Annotated in this window: 15 protein-coding genes and 2 riboswitches; of the genes, 12 read left to right on the top strand and 3 right to left on the bottom strand. The window is 39.6% G+C overall.

All coding sequences use genetic code 11. The features are described from left to right. Positions 1 to 21: 21 nt before the first annotated feature. The 9 genes from F9U64_RS00295 (at position 22) to F9U64_RS00255 (ending at position 9,066) form a co-directional block, all read left to right on the top strand. Complete coding sequence (locus F9U64_RS00295) at positions 22 to 1,353, top strand: CoA-disulfide reductase (protein WP_153400783.1); 1,332 nt, start codon at positions 22 to 24, stop codon at positions 1,351 to 1,353. 24 nt (positions 1,354 to 1,377) lie between these two features. Continuing rightward, a complete protein-coding gene (locus F9U64_RS00290) occupies positions 1,378 to 2,211 on the top strand; it encodes a CoA transferase subunit A (protein WP_153400782.1) in 834 nt (277 codons plus the stop codon). Further along, on the top strand, positions 2,205 to 2,924 hold the full coding sequence (locus F9U64_RS00285) for a CoA-transferase subunit beta (RefSeq protein ID WP_153400781.1): 720 nt from the start codon (positions 2,205 to 2,207) through the stop codon (positions 2,922 to 2,924). Before F9U64_RS00290 ends, F9U64_RS00285 begins: the two co-directional genes overlap by 7 nt. A 107-nt stretch (positions 2,925 to 3,031) precedes the next feature. Continuing rightward, positions 3,032 to 4,069, top strand: a complete 1,038-nt coding sequence (locus F9U64_RS00280; RefSeq protein ID WP_153400780.1) for a BMP family lipoprotein — start codon at positions 3,032 to 3,034, stop codon at positions 4,067 to 4,069. A gap of 117 nt (positions 4,070 to 4,186) precedes the next feature. Further along, positions 4,187 to 5,692: an ABC transporter ATP-binding protein gene (locus F9U64_RS00275; protein WP_153400779.1), complete on the top strand. Its 1,506-nt coding sequence runs from the start codon at positions 4,187 to 4,189 to the stop codon at positions 5,690 to 5,692. Then, entirely contained in the window at positions 5,685 to 6,737 is a 1,053-nt protein-coding gene (locus F9U64_RS00270; RefSeq protein WP_153400778.1) for an ABC transporter permease, read from the top strand. The genes F9U64_RS00275 and F9U64_RS00270 overlap by 8 nt, the downstream gene beginning before the upstream one ends. Position 6,738: 1 nt before the next feature. Further along, entirely contained in the window at positions 6,739 to 7,662 is a 924-nt protein-coding gene (locus tag F9U64_RS00265) for an ABC transporter permease (RefSeq protein ID WP_153400777.1), read from the top strand. 20 nt (positions 7,663 to 7,682) lie between these two features. Next, the gene (locus F9U64_RS00260) at positions 7,683 to 8,348 is read left to right on the top strand and encodes a sulfite oxidase-like oxidoreductase (RefSeq protein WP_153400776.1); all 666 of its coding nucleotides are present in this window, start codon (positions 7,683 to 7,685) and stop codon (positions 8,346 to 8,348) included. A gap of 1 nt (position 8,349) precedes the next feature. Then, positions 8,350 to 9,066 carry a nucleoside phosphorylase gene (locus F9U64_RS00255; RefSeq protein WP_153400775.1) on the top strand — a complete coding sequence of 239 codons (717 nt, stop codon included), beginning with the start codon at positions 8,350 to 8,352 and terminating at the stop codon, positions 9,064 to 9,066. A gap of 545 nt (positions 9,067 to 9,611) precedes the next feature. On the opposite strand, the gene F9U64_RS00250 is transcribed toward F9U64_RS00255, so the two are convergent. Both F9U64_RS00250 and F9U64_RS00245 read right to left on the bottom strand, forming a co-directional pair. Further along, entirely contained in the window at positions 9,612 to 10,784 is a 1,173-nt protein-coding gene (locus F9U64_RS00250) for an aminotransferase class V-fold PLP-dependent enzyme (protein WP_153400774.1), read from the bottom strand. Further along, positions 10,777 to 11,904: a methionine biosynthesis PLP-dependent protein gene (locus tag F9U64_RS00245; RefSeq protein WP_194287232.1), complete on the bottom strand. Its 1,128-nt coding sequence runs from the start codon at positions 11,902 to 11,904 to the stop codon at positions 10,777 to 10,779. Before F9U64_RS00245 ends, F9U64_RS00250 begins: the two co-directional genes overlap by 8 nt. A 107-nt stretch (positions 11,905 to 12,011) precedes the next feature. Next, positions 12,012 to 12,113: riboswitch (SAM riboswitch) on the bottom strand. A gap of 247 nt (positions 12,114 to 12,360) precedes the next feature. Continuing rightward, positions 12,361 to 12,461: riboswitch (SAM riboswitch) on the top strand. 82 nt (positions 12,462 to 12,543) lie between these two features. On the opposite strand from F9U64_RS00245, the gene F9U64_RS00240 reads away from it, so the two are divergent. Together F9U64_RS00240 and cobA are read left to right on the top strand one after the other, a co-directional pair. Continuing rightward, entirely contained in the window at positions 12,544 to 13,623 is a 1,080-nt protein-coding gene (locus F9U64_RS00240) for an inorganic phosphate transporter (protein ID WP_153400772.1), read from the top strand. Continuing rightward, positions 13,616 to 14,368 (top strand): uroporphyrinogen-III C-methyltransferase, encoded by a 753-nt coding sequence (gene cobA / locus F9U64_RS00235; protein ID WP_153400771.1) that lies wholly within the window; start codon positions 13,616 to 13,618, stop codon positions 14,366 to 14,368. Before F9U64_RS00240 ends, cobA begins: the two co-directional genes overlap by 8 nt. 176 nt (positions 14,369 to 14,544) lie before the next feature. On the opposite strand, the gene F9U64_RS00230 is transcribed toward cobA, so the two are convergent. Then, positions 14,545 to 14,811, bottom strand: a complete 267-nt coding sequence (locus F9U64_RS00230) for a hypothetical protein (RefSeq protein ID WP_153400770.1) — start codon at positions 14,809 to 14,811, stop codon at positions 14,545 to 14,547. Positions 14,812 to 14,942: 131 nt separating this feature from the next. Here F9U64_RS00230 and F9U64_RS00225 point away from each other — a divergent pair, with 131 nt between their 5' ends. Beyond that, positions 14,943 to 15,374 carry a cell wall hydrolase gene (locus F9U64_RS00225; RefSeq protein ID WP_153400769.1) on the top strand — a complete coding sequence of 144 codons (432 nt, stop codon included), beginning with the start codon at positions 14,943 to 14,945 and terminating at the stop codon, positions 15,372 to 15,374. The last annotated feature ends 258 nt before the right edge of the window (positions 15,375 to 15,632 follow it).

Raw genomic sequence — 15,632 nt, 5'->3', positions numbered from 1 at the left:
TACGAATAGGAGACATCTGTCATGAAACTAATCGTAATTGGCGGAGTAGCAGCAGGAATGTCTGCTGCTTCCAAATTAAAAAGAGTAAATCCTGAGGCAGAAATTATCGTATATGAGAAGGGTGACTATGTGTCTTATGGTGCATGTGGTCTCCCTTATTATGTCTCAGGGGAAAATAATGACCATACCAAAATGATTGCCCGTACAAAGGAAGAGTTCCAGGAACGTGGCATTGAAGTGAAAACATGTCACGAAGTTGTCAAAGTAGCTCCAGAGCGAAAACAGGTGATGGTCAGAAACAGTAATTCAGGCCAGCTGTTTATCGATCAATATGACAAGTTAATGATCGCAACAGGTACTGTACCAATCGTTCCGCCATTTGATGGGCTCGAGCTTGATAATATTCATGTACTGAAAACAATGGAAGATGGCATTATTTTAAAAGAAAAAATCATAAACCAGAATATCCGCAATGTTGTTATCGTCGGAGGCGGCTATATCGGAATAGAGCTTGCTGAAGCCATGCACACATTAGGCAAGAATGTTCGGATTATCGAGCAGGCTGATCGAATTTTAACACCGTTTGACCACGAATTAACCGAAATCGCAACAACACATTTGAAAGAAAAGCAGGTCGATCTTCATTTGAATGAAAGTGTAAAAGGTTTTTCTGGAAATGGATCTGTTCAGAAAGTGATTACTGATAAATCAGATTATGAGGCTGATTTAGTGATTATGTCGATTGGTGTGAAGCCTGCAACGAAGTTCCTGCAGGGTACAGATATAAAGCTTGCTGATAATGGAGCAATTGTGATTGACCGTGAAATGCGTACAACGGTGGAAGATATTTATGCAGCAGGTGATTGTGCAGAAGTCTATCATTATGTTAAACAAGAAAATACTTATTTGCCGCTTGGAACGAATGCGAATAAATGCGGCCGTATCGCTGGTGAGAATATAGCTGGCTCACATCACAAATATATTGGCACATTAGGCAGTGCTGCAGTGAAGATTATTGATCTTGAATTAGCAAGAACAGGGCTTTCCGAACAGGAAGCAAAAGACTTAGCGATTGATTATACAACAGAATTTGTCAAAGCAGCGAATCATCCTGGTTATTATCCTGGGCAAAAACCTTTATGGATAAAAATTGTTTGCGAAAAGCGGACAAAGCGTATATTGGGAGCACAAGCAATCGGCGAATCTGGAGCAGTAATGCGGATCGATATGTTTGCCATCGCCATTCAGAACAATATGCCGGCAGATGAACTGGGAATGACAGACTTATGTTACGCACCGCCATTTGCAGGCGTTTGGGATGCCGTACATATTGCGAGCACTGCAGTAAAATAGAAAGGCCAGCTGGAGGTGAAGATATTGTATAAATTACAATCATTGAAAGAAGCAGCAGGAACGATTTCGAATCAATCAACCGTTGCACTGGGCGGGAATGTTTTGCACCGTGCACCGATGGCATTTGTCAGAGAACTTGCCAGACAAGAGAAAAAGGAATTGAGACTTGTAAAAACTGCCGGAGCACATGATATTGATCTGTTATGTGCAGTTGGAGCAGTTGGTACAGTGGATGCTGGGTTTGTAAGCTATGAGACAGTTTACGGGCTGCCGCCACATTACCGCAAGGCTGTTCAGACAGGTGAGGTCAAAGCAAATGAACATGCTTGCTACACTGTAATCAGTGCATTAAGGGGTGCATCAGCAAATGTTCCGTTTATGCCTGTCAGTGGCTTGAAATATGGGGATCTGCTTGAACATAATGACTATTTTGTTGTCGTGGAAGATCCATTTACAGGGGAACCTGTTACATTAGTCCGCACCATTTTTCCGGATGTTGCCGTCATTCATGTACAGGAATGTGATGAAGAAGGAAATGCGATCATAGATGGACCGAAATTCGAGGATGTCTTAATGTCCCGGGCAGCAGATCGTGTGATTATTACAACAGAACAGGTCGTTTCACCTTTTCGAATCAAACAAAACAAAGAGAAGATCGATATTCCGGCATTTTTGGTTGATGCCGTTGTTCATGTTCCGGGCGGAGCAGCACCTGCTTCTTGTTATAAAAAATATGATGTGGATGAAAAAGCATTACGAGAATTTATCGGCTTAAAAGAGAAACAGGAAATTATAGAGTTTGTCAGAAAGTATGATAAAAAAGATTATCAGCATGAGAGGAGGAACAGAACATGGTAAATTATCGGATCAGTGATTTAATGACATGTACAATTGCAGATATGCTCAAGGACGGAGAGACAGTTTTTCATGGTGTATCCTCGCAAATGCCGATGGTAGCAATGCATCTGGCAAGAAAATTACATGCACCAAATCTCGTGCATTTAAACATTCCGGGTGGTGTGAATCCAAGTTCTGTTAAGCAATCCTCCTATTCTTCTGCTGGTTCAGATTTAGTGGAAGCAGGAGAATCCTATTTCCCGCTTGATCAGATTTTTGATCTGTCGATGCGCGGCAAACTGGACGTCGCCTTTTTAGGTGGAATTCAGTTTGATATTAACGGAAATGTGAATGCATCGGTGATAGGTGATTATCATAAGCCAAAAGTTCGTTTACCAGGCGGGGCAGGGAGTGCTGTTTTGATCCCGACTGCCAAAAAAGCGATCATCTGGCGGACAAAGCATGATCCTCGAACGTTTGTTGAACAAGTTGAATTTGTAACAACAAGAGGGAACTTATGGAAAATTGTGACACCATTATGTGTATTTGTTTTCAAAAATGGAAAACTGCAGCTTGATTCGATTCACCCGCATACAACATTAGAAGAAGTGCAGAAGCAAACAGGCTTCGAACTGATTTATGATGAGGTACGGTACACGAAAGAGCCGACAGCAAAACAGCTGCAAATGTTAAAACAAATCGATCCATATGATTACAGGTCAGTGGAATTTTAAATTTTCAGAATTTGTCGAAAAAAGATTGATTTTCTGTACATTGTTCATTATAATCACGTTATGCAAGAACGCCAAAAGCTTAGAGGAAAATTAGGGGGACTATCAAAATGAAGAGAAGGTTATTATGGTTATTGTCTGCTGTCCTTGTCGTACTGTTAGCAGCATGTGGAACTAGTAATGACAGTGATGCAGCTGATGAGTCAGGCAATAGTGGGAATTCAAGTGAAGATGCAAAAAGAGTTGCAGTCGTATTAACAGATAAAATCGGGGTAAACCCTTTTTTTCAGCAAATCTCTGATGGTGCTACGAAAGCAGCAGATGAAGCTGGTTTAGAAGTAAATGTAATTGAGTCTTCAGATCCGACAGAAATTGAACAAAATCTTCAAGTAGCCGTAGCAGAAGACTATGATTTAATTTTAACAGCAACATTTGATGCAGTAGATGCTTTAACACGTGTTGCAGAACAAAACCCTGAACAGGATTTTGCGATTATTGATGCAGTAGTAGATTTACCAAATGTAAAAAGTGCGGAATTCCGCGAATATGAAGCAAGCTTTTTATTAGGTGCAGCAGCAGGGCTTTCAACAGAAACAAATAAAATTGGTATTGTCCTGGCAATGGATGTACCGCAAATCAATAAATATAAATCAGGCTTTGAAGAAGGTGTCGCGCATGTAAATAGTGAGGCAGAAGTTCTTTCAAGCTATGTAGGAAGTTTTGCAGATCCAGCCAAAGCGAAGGAAATTGCACTGCAGCAAAATGCAAATGGTGCTGATTTTATCGCTGCAGCATCTGCTGTTAGTGATTTAGGTGTATTCGAAGCAGCAAAAGAAGAAGGTTTCTACACGTCAGGACAAGATATTGACAGAACAACTGATGACCCGGAACACATTGTATTATCTCAATTAAAAAATACAGATGTTGTAGCATATGACTTTGTAAAAGAATATGGGGAAGGTAATTTTGAAACAGGAACACAATCATTCGGTGTTGCTGAAGATGGTGTTGGTCTAACATTTGTAACAGCAGAATCAGAATCCCCGTTAAGTGACTTTATTGGTCAGGAAACAATTGATAAAGTAACAGAATTAAAAGATCAGATTATTTCAGGTGAATTAACAGTAACTAATCCATTAGCACAATAAATCAATAGAACTACGGGCTGCTTTCCTATAAGCAGCCCATTCTTACTTAATTTTGGACTTTTTTACATAGATGTAACGTTAACTTCTTATTATTTAAGCAAAGAAGGTGTATTCCCATTGTTGTTAGAACTAAAGGATATAACAAAAAAATATGGTGATTTTAAAGCAAATGACCAGGTGAGTTTCTCATTAAACAAGCAGGAGATACATGCGATTGTTGGCGAGAATGGTGCAGGAAAAACAACGCTTATGCGCATGCTCTATGGGATGGAAAAACCAACCTCTGGCGATATTTTTATTAATGGAAAAAAACAGAATATTGACAATCCGAATATTGCAATAGAATTAGGGATCGGAATGGTTCACCAGCATTTTATGCTTTTTCCTCCTTTTACGATCGCAGAGAATGTTGTCTTCCATCATGAACCAAAAAAGGGCTGGCGATATGATCGCAAGAAAGCTGCGGATGAAGTAGCTCAATTAGCAGAAAAATTCGGAATGAAAATAAATCCATTAGATATTGCAGGCGACGCTCCAGTCGGAATTCAGCAGCGTGTAGAAATTTTGAAAGTGTTATACCAGGGCGCAGATGTTATCATCCTTGATGAACCAACTGCTGTGTTAACACCACTTGAGGTGAAAGAACTGCTAGTGAGCTTACGAGAATTAGTAAAAATGGGCAAAAGTATTATCTTAATCACACACAAACTAAATGAAGTGATGGAAATCGCGGACCGTGTGACTGTTTTACGTGATGGCAAAGTAACAGGAACCTTAACAACGAAAGATACCAATCCCGAAGAATTGTCTCGTTTAATGGTTGGAAGAGAATTAAAAAATAACCCATTGCCAAGTATCGAAAAAGGTAATGAAATACTGTCCATTAAAAACATAGAGATGACGTCAAAAAAAAGCGGCAAAACGTTGCTTGATGATGTTACCCTTCAGGTGCGGCAAGGAGAGATTGTCGGGATAGCTGGTGTTTCAGGAAATGGTCAATCTGAGCTTATTCAGGCAATAACAGGTTTAGCTCCAGTTAACAAAGGATCTGTTACATTAAATGGTGCAGATATGACAAACCGATCGGTTAAACAGATAAGGGACCAGGGGTTGTCTCATATACCGGAAGACCGCTACTTATGGGGTGCAGCGAAAGAAGCCAATCTTGTAGACAATATGATGATGACAGACTATGCAAAACCGGCATTTCAAAAGGCTGGTGTATTAAAATTAAAAGAAATTCGCCGATATGTTGCAGAAAGTGTTAAGAAGTTTAATGTAAAAACAACCTCTATAGATACAAGTGCACAGTTTCTGTCTGGAGGTAACTTACAGAAGCTGATCGCCGCAAGGGAAATACAGAAAAATACACCGTTTTTGTTAGCAGCTGAGCCAACACGGGGTGTAGACATTGGTGCAATGGAATTTATTCATGAACAACTGATCGAAAAACGAAATAATGGTGATGCTGTATTGCTTATCTCATCAGAGTTGTCCGAGATATTAGCATTGTCCGACCGTGTATTCGTTATGTATGAAGGGAAAATTGTCGGTGAGTTTGATCACCAAAATGCTAGTGAAGAGAAATTAAGTATTTTAATGGCAGGTGGTAACAATGAATAAACTGAAGACAAATGCCACTGTTTTCATTCAACCATTATTAGCAGTCATTGTCGGACTTCTGGTTGGTACTATAGCGATTATGCTGTCAGGGGAGTCTGTTATTGTCACATACCAGGAGATGTGGGATGGTGCGTTTGGTAATCTCTATTTTCTTACCAATACATTAGAAAGGGCTATTCCTATTATACTAGCAGGTTTAGGTGTTGCCTTTGCCTTTCGTGCCGGATTTTTCAATTTAGGGGCAGAAGGACAGCTTGTCATGGGAGCTGTTACAACCGCAATTGTTACAGTTTACTTGCCGTTTCAAGGCTTGCTTAATATGGTTATTTCCATCATAGCAGGGATGTTAATTGCAGGCCTTTATTCCTTTTTAGCGGGATGGATGGAGCAGCGGTTTCAGATCAATCTGCTAATCTCTACATTGCTATTAAACTATATAGCTGTATTGTTTGCTGGTTATCTTGTAAGTGAGCCATTCCGTGACACATCAAGTGCCGGTGGTGTTCCGCAAACCGTTATGGTGGATGAGGCAAGCCGTCTTCCAAAGTTATTAACAGGGATGAACCTTCATTATGGGTTTGTTATTGCTATCATTCTTGCAATCGTGATTGCTTTTATTATGAAAAGAACTACATTTGGCTATGAAGTTAGAATGTTAGGACAAAACGTCTTCTTTGCTCAATATGGCGGGATTAACCGGAAGAAGATAATGTTTACAAGTCTATTAATCAGCGGTATGCTTGCAGGTCTTGCAGGAAGTGTGGAAGTACTTGGGATACATTACCGATTTATTGAAGGAGCATTATCCAATCCGCAGTTTGCATGGACAGGCTTAATGGCAGCTCTCTTAGCTAATTCCAATCCAATTGGGACAACGGTTGTTGCTATTTTCTTAGCGGCACTTGATACAGGATCTTTAGGAGTAGAAAGAAATACAGATGTACCAAACTCTATTTCCGGTATTATTCAGGCAGTATTAATTTTATTTATTTCAGCAAAATTCACGATGAATTTTCTAAACCAGAGAAAGAAAGAGGGGAAATAAGATGGAGAGTTTATTTGATTTATCTTTAATCAATTCGACATTACGGATGATGGCCCCTCTTCTATTGGCAGGATTAGGTGGTGCGATTTGTTCACGTGTTGGTGTCTTTAATGTAGGGTTAGATGGTTTGATGCTTATGGGAGCATTTCTTGGGGTTGCAGCAAATGCCTATACACATAATGTCTGGCTGGCGATCCTGATTGCCGTTATTGGTACAACTATATTCTCTGCATTATATGCATATATGACGATTAACTTACAAGCGAATATGATTGTAACAGGGATTGCGATCAACTTTTTATCAATTGGTATAACCACATTTGCATTGCGAACCATTTTTGACGTTCAAGGTGCTTACTATAATAATGAAATGCAAGGCTTGCCTACATGGGAGATTCCGGTGATTGATCAGATTCCATTGCTCGGCAATCTTTTGTCAGGCCAGTCCCCCATTGTTTATTTAGGGATTTTGTGCACAATCGTAATGTATTTCTTTTTCAAGAAAAGTGTTGCAGGTTCACACTTTGATGCTGTCGGCATTAACCCGATTGCTGCGAAAAGCCAGGGGATAAAGGTAAAAAGAATTCAGTATCAGGCAGTTCTGATTTCTGGTGTATTATGTGCGTTAGCAGGGGCACAGCTTTCATTGGGACAAGTTACAATGTTCAGTGAAAATATGACAGCAGGCCGTGGTTTTATTGCCCTTGTTGCAACAATGCTTGGTCAGTCGAATCCGATCGGTGTGTTCTTATCAAGTGGGTTGTTCGGTTTTACGGAAGCAATCAGTATCAGATTACAAGGTTTAAATGTACCAACAAACTTTACACTGATGCTGCCATATGTAATAACAATTTTGGCAATGTTCATTTTTAAAGATAAAACACAATTAAGTGCACTGAAAAATAGTGCAGGAAGTTCAAGATAAATTCAGGGGAGGTTCTCACTATGTCAAAAAAAGCAGATCGTTTGAAAAAATCCAAAGTACCGCCAAGAAATGAGAAATATGGGGATCGATTACCGCCAGGACAAACATTAACGGAAAAGTTTCCTATTCTTCATGAAGGAGAAGTACCGGAATATGATTTAAAAGACTGGAATTTACGCGTTTTTGGCGAGGTGGAAGAAGAAACAGTATTCACTTATGATGATTTAATGAAAATGCCACAGACGTCGATCGTGCGTGACATTCATTGTGTTACTCGCTGGTCGAAATTTGATAATACCTTTACTGGTGTGAAATTTACTGACTTTTTAGAAGCAATCAATGTAAAAGACACGGCAAAATATGTGATGGTTTATGGTGATCATGATTATGAAAGCAATGTACCTTTAGAAGATTTACTGAAAGAAGATATATTAATTGCCCACAGCTATGATGGGAAACCATTAACACCAAAACATGGCTATCCATTCCGTCTGATCGTGCCACACTTGTATTTCTGGAAAAGTGTAAAATGGATTCGCGGAATTGAATTTATGAAAGAAGACCGTCAAGGATTCTGGGAACGAAATGATTTTCATAATTATGGTGATCCATTTAAAGAGGAACGCTTTTCAATAGAAGATGCATATATGCCTGATGATGAGTGGCATAAGAAGGAGTTTGATTAATATGTTCTTACCAAATTTAAAGCTGGACTCTAAAGATTTACCCGAAAAAGTGATTGTATGTGGGGATCCAGACAGAGCGAAATTAATTGCAGCAAATCTGGATGACGCGAAATTACTTGGACAGAACCGTGAATACCATACATACGTTGGACATTACCAAGGAGAGTATATTGGTGTAGTAAGTCACGGTGTAGGTTCTCCTGGTGCTGCGGTATGTTTTGAACAATTGATTCAAGGCGGTGTGAAAGAATTAATTCGTGTCGGAACAGCAGGCTCTTATCAGAAAGAGATTGAGCCCGGGAGTCTTGTAATAAGTACAGCAGCAGTTAGACAGGATGGATTAAGCAGTCAGATTGTACCAGAAGGCTTTCCAGCGGTTGCTGATATTACATTGACCAATCGTTTAATTGAAAAATCTCGTGATTATTCTATTGCTAGTTATAGTGGTATTACTTTAACATTAGATGTATTTTATCAAGGAGCAATTGTTTTTCCGCATAACCAGTATCAAGCAGCAGGCGTCCTGGCTGTTGAAATGGAGATTGCCTCATTATTCACCATTGCAAGCATAAGAGGTATCCGTGCAGCAGCAATTGTCGCGATTGACGGCTATGCCGATGCCGACTTAGCTGAAGAATATGATCCACATACAGATCAGATGAAACGTGCAATTGAATTAGAAAAGGAAATTGCGTTAGAAGCAATTGCAATGAAATAAAATAAGATAGAGAACTGTCCGGCTGGGGAAGGCTGGGCAGTTTTTTTGTTTTTGTGGGCATGCCTGGAATAGTGGGGATTTTTGATATATTATGCAGTTAAAAAATGGCCTTAGCTGTTAAAGTGAGAGAGTCAGGAGGTGTTTTGCTGGCATGTGGTGATCATAACTGCAAAAGTGGGAGAGCCAAGAGGAGTTATGCATCCAAGAAGTGATCATACCTGCAAAAGTGGGGGAGTCAAAAGGAGTTATGCATCCAAGAAGCGTTCATACATGCAAAAGTGGGAGAGTCAAGAAGAGTTATGCATCCAAGAAGCGTTTATACCTGCAAAAGTCTGAGAGTCAAGACAAGTTATGCATTCAAGAAGCAATCATAGCTGCAAAAGTGAGATAGTCAAGACAAGTTATGCATTCAAGAAACAAACATAGCTGCAAAAGCAAATGACCCGAGACCAGGAATGCAGCCAAGAAACCTCCCAACATAGAAAAAGACCAAATCAGATGTGTGACCACACCATGATTTGATCTTTTCCAAACAATCATAAAAATTAATTCCCAACAACAACCGATTGTTCTAATGCCTGTGTTAGATCTTCCAGGAGATCGTCCAGATTTTCGATTCCTACAGATAAGCGGAAAAGGCGATCCTCAATGCCGCGTTCTTTTCGTTCGGCAGGTGGCATTGCGGCATGTGACATTGTCGCAGGGTGTGACAAGATGGATTCAACTGCACCTAGGCTGACAGCGAATACTGGCAGCTTCATGCTTTGCACAAACTGATTGCAGTCAATTTTTTCATCTAGCAAAAATGATAAGACTGCGCCGCCGCTGCTAGATTGAGAGACATGAACAGCATGTCCTGGATGATCTTCTAATCCTGGATAATAGACTTTTTCCACTGAAGGATGCTCATGTAAGAAACTAGCAATTTTTGCCGCTGATTGACTGGATTTTGTCAGTCTTGTTTCCAATGTTTTCATCCCCTGAATCAATGTGTAGCTGTCATGCGCACCTAGTATTGCGCCAAATGTATTTTGGACAAACTTCAGTCGATTTGCTAATTCCTCATCATTTGTGACAGCTAGTCCTGCAATGATATCACTATGACCTGATAAAAACTTTGTTGCACTATGTAAGACAACATCGACACCTAAATCAAGCGGATTCTGGTAAAGTGGTGTCATAAACGTATTGTCTAAAAAGGTTAAAGCATCATTCTGTTTTGCTAATTCTACTACTTTACGAATATCTGTCACTTGAAGTAAAGGATTAGCAGGTGTTTCGATATATATTACTTTTGTATTCGGTCTGATTGCCTGCTCAATTTCTTCGTTGTTTGTCATATCAACAAATGTGTAATCGATTGAAAACTGTGTTAATAGTTGGCTTACAAAGCGGAATGTACCGCCATAAACATCTTTTGTTACAACAACATGATCGCCTGCCTCTAGTAACAGGAAGGCTGAAGATATTGCAGCCATTCCTGATGAAAAAGCAAAGCCGGCGATGCCATTTTCAAGTTCGGCAATTGTTTTTTCTACTATCTCTCTTGTTGGATTTCCGGAACGGCTGTAATCAAAAGGGCCGAATGAATGCAGCTGGTCCTGATGGTATGTTGATGAAACATAGATCGGAGGGTTAACCGCACCTGTTTTCCTTTCCTGATATCCTCTTTCCACACCTGCGTGGATTAGTTTTGTATCTAGTTGATGTTTAGACATGAACGATTTCCTCCTTGCTTTTTACTAACGCCTGATTAATGTCATTCTTTAAGTCTTCAATATGTTCAATTCCAACTGAAAAACGTAACAGCCTTTTACAGACACCGCGACGGTCACGTTCTGCCTCAGGAATATCGGCATGTGTCTGTGTTGTTGGATAGGTAATAAAACTCTCTACACCGCCAAGGCTCTCGGCAAAAATAATGGTTTCAAGGCTGGAAAGAAATCCAGGAACCATTTCTTTGTCTTTCACCCGGAAGCTCATCATCCCGCCTCTGCCAGGATAAAGGACATCTGCTATCAGCTCATGGTCTGCCAGAAATGCTGCCAGATCCTGAGCATTTTGCTGTTGCTTCTCCAAGCGTAAGCCAAGTGTCTTCATCCCGCGGATAAGCAGGGTACAGTCAAATGGTGAAAGCACTGCACCAATCGCGTTGTGAAGATAATACAGCCTTTCTGAAAGTTCTTCTCCTTTTGCCACAACTAATCCTGCCAGCACATCATTATGTCCGGCCAAATATTTTGTGGCAGAGTGGATCACAATATCAGCACCATCATCGAGCGGCTTCTGCAAGTATGGTGTATAAAATGTATTGTCAACAATAAAAAGCAGATCGTGTTTTTTAGCTATTGCTGCAATCTCTTTAATATCTAATTCTATTAATAATGGATTAGTGGGTGTTTCAATAAACAAGGCTTTCGTCCGGCTTGTAATATTTTCTTCTATTTTATCTGGTGTTACATAAACTGGTTCTATATTATAAGCCTTCTGATAGTGATCGAATAACCGGTAACTGCCGCCATAGACATCTTCTGTCACAATAATCTGATCATCTTTCTCAAACAAAGAAAAAATCAGCTGTATTGCCGCCATTCCGGATGTACAGGCAAAGCCTCTTGTGCCGTTCTCCAGTTTTGCAATCGTCTCTTCAACAATATCTCTCGTCGGGTTTTTTGATCTTGTGTAATCATATCCAGTTGATTGTCCGACTGATTTGTGCTGATAAGCTGTCGATAAATAGATTGGTGCTTCTACTGCGCCTGTAGCCGGGTCTGAGCCGTTTCCGATTTTCGCTAAGATTGTATCAATATGTTTCAATATGCCCACTTCCTTTATCATCAATTTTTAACTTTTTCTTATACTTAGAACTTCAAAATTTCTAACGTACAAAAAAGGCTTTCCTCTTTGATAAGAAGAAAGCCTTGTAAGTTTAAGGTTTAACAGTCTCCTTATCTTTGGTAATAAAACCGTCTGGAATTAGCACCATGCATCGAATGCTGGTTGCTGAGGTGTCAACGGGCCAGTCCCTAAACCTCTCTGGATAAGTGTAAATCAGAATATTTAGTTTTTTGAATGTACCTAATATCTTACAACTGAATATGATAAATTTCAAGAAAAATTTTTAAAAAGATAAAAAACCAAGTAAATGCATGGGATATAAGGGCTTAGGGTAAAAAAGCCTGTTAAATCAAGAAATTATAGTATTGACATGCGATGGATTTACCATTATATTCAATACAAATCATCATATAAAAAATATTTTTATTCATACCGAATACGATCCCGTAACAATATTTCTTATCAAGAGAGATGGAGGGGCTGGCCCATTGAAGTCTCAGCAACAGGCAAAATGCACTGTGCTAATTCCAGCAAGTTCATTACTTGGCAGATAAGAAGGAGGTAAAACTTCTGCTTTTTTTGCTAAAGCGGGAGTATTTTTTTACACACAATTGTTTAATTTTTATTACAGGAAGTAGGATGAATATGTTAGTTATTATTGCAATATCAGCAGCGTGTTTATTTGCTTTTAATATTGGTGCAAGCGGTTCTGCAGCTAGTATGGGTGTCGCTTATGGAGCGAAAGTAGTAAAATCAAGAAGAATAGCCTTGCTGTTAGCAGGTCTAGGTGCGATCATCGGTGCGTTATGGGGTGGACACCATGTTACGAATACACTGGGAAAAGGCATCATTTCAGAAGAGCTGATTGATGTGCCGATTGCAGCAATCATCTTATTAGTTGCTGGAGGAACACTGCTCATTACAAATTATATCGGCATCCCATTGTCTACCAGTGAAGTAACGGTTGGCGCCATTGTTGGTGTAGGGATATCCTTTCAGCAATTGTATGTGACCAATATCCTTCATATCATCAGTTTATGGCTTATCATTCCTTTTGCGGCATTTATGATCACATTCTCGTTTGAAAAAATACGGACAAAATGGCTGCACAAGTTTAAACTGAAACGATCTCATAAATGGTTAGCGGTATTGCTGCTTTTAACAGGATTTTTTGAAGCGATTGCTGCAGGGATGAACAATGTGGCAAATGCTCTAGGTCCGCTTGTTGGTGCAGATATTATGTCAATGGAAGTTGGGCTGCCGTTGTTTGCTGTTATTGTAGCATTGGGAAGTTTCCTTTTTGGAGGAAAAGTATTAGAAACAAATGCCAAAAAGATTACAAGCCTATCACTTGCCAATGGTGTCGTTATCTCAAGTACCACAGGTTTTCTGGTAATTATTGCGTCATTCTTCGGTATTCCGATTCCAATGACACAAGTAACAACAACTGCTATTGTAGGTATTAGTGCAACAAAAAGCTGGCAAAGTGTCTGGAAGCAGAAGATAATCCATCAAATTGTAAAAGTATGGGTAACTTCACCGGTTATTTCCCTGGTCATTGCCTTTAGTCTGACAGAAATGATTGTCAAACAATCTTTTTACACTGTTGTAATATTAATATTAACGATCATGATTACATTTGTCCTGTTAAAATATGAAGTAAAAGTCGACAAGAAGATACAGAAGCAAACGAGAAGGGAATGGCAAGCAAATGAGTAAAGTATACATCGTAGGAGCAGGTCCCGGAGATAAAGAATTGATCACATTAAAAGGACTAAGAGCAATTAAAGAAGCGGATGTCATTTTATATGACAGATTAATCAATAACGAATTACTGGATTATGCCAAAGAAGATTGCGAGTTAATTTTTTGCGGGAAAAAGCCGAGATTGCATGGCTTGATTCAGGAGGAGATTCACCGTTTACTTGTGCAATACGCCAAACAAGGGAAAGTTGTGACAAGATTAAAAGGCGGCGACCCATTCATATTCGGCCGCGGCGGGGAAGAAGGTCAAGTGCTGAAGGCGGAGAATATCCCATTTGAAATTGTGCCTGGGATCACATCAGGGATCAGTGCAGCAGCTTATGCAGGAATTCCGTTAACCCATCGAGGTGTCAGTGGCTCTGTCAGCTTTATCAATGCTTCCAATCCGGATAACCGCTCAGAAGAAGAATGGGAGCATATAGTTAAAGGTGTAGACACTCTTTGCTTTTACATGGGTGTCAAACATTTTCCAAGAACTGTACAGTACTTAATAAATGCAGGTTTGAAGCCTGATACACCTGTTGCCATGATTCATTGGGGAACATTCGCTCACCAGAAGACAATTGTTGGGACATTAGCGGATATTGAGGGAAAAATGAGTGAAATCAGCAACCCTTCAATGATTGTGATTGGTGAAGTCGTAAATTTACACAAAGAATTGCAATGGTTTGAACAAATTGCAGCCGAGCAGTTGAACTAATGTGGGAGTTTTGCTGGGGTGAGAGATAATATTTTCTCAACTGCTGATCAATATCGCTTCGAGAGAGTTTGATCTCCTGAAGCGACTTTTTTTTATCTTCCTTATATCAAAAGTCAGCATGAGAAGAAGAGTTTTGATAGGAAGACCGCTTGGCTCCAATCTCCTGGACTTTCAATTTAATCCTGATCCAGCACTTGCTTTATTTGCCGTTGTTCTTCTTCCCAATCCCACTTCGGGTTAATCTGATCAAGGAATGCCTGAATCTGTTCCTCTGTTAAGTCCTTCTTGCCGTTTGTATTATTTAAATAGGATTTTAATTCCCATTCCCCGCCTTTTTTATTTTCTGGTGTTTTCCATTTCACCGTAAAAATGTAGTCAGTCTGATTAATGTCTGCATGAATTAATAATATTTCATTGTGAAGAATCATATTAGTTAGTCTCATGAAACATACTCCTCTCCTGAAGTAAAGTACTTAACTGCATTATACCATAATCTGAAAGTGCTTTCTTTTATAAATCGCACTTTTTTTGTTTGATTTGAATATATAGGAAATAGGCGAGGAGGGGATCTGCCGTGTCTGTAATTAAAACAAATGAAGCGGATGTTAAACTTTTGGCAAGGTTGATACGTGCGGAAGCAGAAGGTGATGGGAAGCTGGGAATGTTAATGGTTGGGAATGTGGGCGTGAATCGTGTAAAAGCACGTTGTCTTGATTTTAAAGACATCAATTCAATCAATCGAATGGTCTTTCAAAACCCTGGTGGATTTGAAACAACACAGAAAGGATATTTTTATCAGCGGGCGAGACAGCAGGAAATCGATTTGGCCAGAAGAGTAATTAACGGCAATCGATTTCACCCGGCAAGCAATGCTTTATGGTTCTTTATGCCATCAGGAACTTGTCCTTCCCAATGGTACGGACAATGGAATTCAGGCAGATTCAAGAGCCACTGTTTCTATACACCATTAGAATCTGAATGTCCGAGTGTTTATCAGACATTTTAGGTAGAAAAACTCGCATTCGCTCGTCCTTTACCGAATGTGTTCGTTTTACTTATACTTTGACCATCAATGCTATGTGGCCTATAATTGCTTTCCAAAATTTATGCATTCCTATCGTACAAAAAAAGGCTTGTCGCATAACAAGAATACGACAAGCCTTCTATCATTCATGCTTTGGACTTACCTTTGGGAAAAATAATAAAATGATCATTGTAAGAATACCGATAACAAACAGTCCCTGATAAACATCATGCAATGCAA

Source organism: Gracilibacillus oryzae (genome assembly GCF_009498735.1).
Classification (GTDB): Bacteria; Bacillota; Bacilli; order Bacillales; family Amphibacillaceae; genus Gracilibacillus; species Gracilibacillus oryzae.
Note: the sequence above shows the minus strand (reverse complement) of the source record. Positions and strands in the feature narration are given on the sequence as shown.